We start from the raw sequence: 1,529 nt of genomic DNA, 5'->3' as shown, positions 1-1,529 counted from the left end.
TTAGGTGGGATTGATCTCGCGCCTTATTACCCAGAGCTTGGCAACGCTATTTTGTTCTGCGCGACAGAAACAAAGACACAAACAGATTTAGATAAATATCGCGATGCCATGCAACAGGCACTATTAGAAACGGAGGCTGTGTAATGTTGATTTTTGAAAAGAGTTCTCCGGGTCGTCGAGCGACCGCTCAAGCGCCAAGTAATAAGGCTGAGCTTTCTGGCATTCCTGCAGAATTTCGTCGTAAAGATGCGGCTAAATTACCTGAGGCATCTGAACTGCNAGTTGTTCGTCATTTTACGAATCTATCGCGTAAAAACTTTTCCATCGATACGCAGTTCTATCCTTTAGGCTCCTGTACGATGAAATACAATCCTCGCGGTGCACATAAAGCTGCAAGTTTGCCGGGGCATCTGGCTCGTCACCCTTTAGCGCCTCAATCGCACAGCCAAGGCTATCTTTCTTGCATTTACGAGTTGCAAGAGATTCTTAAAGAAGTAACCGGCATGGCAGGCGTTTCGTTAACACCAATGGCGGGAGCGCAGGGCGAGTTTGCGGGTGTTGCGATGATCAAGGCGTATCATGATGCACGTGGCGATACAGCTCGTCAGGAAATTATCGTTCCTGAAGCGGCGCATGGTACTAACCCTGCGACAGCGGTTATGTGTGGTTACAAGGTTCGTGAGATTCCTGTACTACCGGACGGTGATGTCGATCTTGATGCCTTGAAAGAAGCTGTGGGTCCTCAAACCGCAGGGATCATGATGACCAACCCATCGACTTGTGGAGTGTTTGAACGTCAAATCGAAGCGATTTCGAAAACGGTGCATGAAGCAGGTGGTTTGCTTTATTACGATGGTGCGAACTTGAATGCTATTTTAGGTAAGGTTCGCCCTGGAGATATGGGGTTTGATGTTTTGCACATGAACCTGCATAAAACTTTCGCTACGCCGCATGGTGGTGGCGGTCCCGGTGCTGGCCCTGTTGCTGTTGGTGAACGTTTGTTGCCGTACCTACCAACACCGATTGCAGGCAAAAAAGACGATCAGTACGTTTGGATTGATGATGACGAGTTGCCAGACAGTATTGGTCGTTTGAGTGCCTTTATGGGAAATGCTGGAATTTTGCTTCGTGCTTATGTGTACGCAGTATTGCTGGGTAGAGATGGTTTGCATCGTGTTGGTGAATATTCAACGCTTAATGCTAATTACATGGCGAAATTAATGTCCGATGCTGGTTTCAAGCTTGCTTATCCCGAGCGTCGTGCAACGCATGAATTCATTATCACCTTAAGCGAACAAGCGAAAGGCTTGGGCGTTAATGCTATGGATTTTGCGAAGCGCTTGTTGGATAAAGGCTATCATGCGCCGACCACTTATTTCCCATTATTGGTGCCTGAGTGTTTCTTAATCGAGCCGACTGAAACTGAGTCGATCGAAGAATTAGAGGGCTTCGTTCAAGCAATGGTTGAGATACAACAAGAGGCGGAAGAAAATGCTGATCTTGTTAAGCATGCACCTTACACGCAACCA

Annotated in this window: 1 protein-coding gene; it reads left to right on the top strand. The window is 47.3% G+C overall.

Features of this window, described 5'->3' with window-relative positions; all coding sequences use genetic code 11:
• Positions 1 to 143: 143 nt before the first annotated feature.
• The coding region (gene gcvPB, locus A3738_RS28070) for an aminomethyl-transferring glycine dehydrogenase subunit GcvPB (protein WP_068764010.1) at positions 144 to 1,529 on the top strand (1,386 nt) is incomplete at its 3' end.

Source organism: Oleiphilus sp. HI0066, assembly GCF_001635725.1.
The sequence above is the reverse complement of the archived record's forward strand: the minus strand, read 5'-3'. Positions and strand labels throughout refer to the sequence as shown.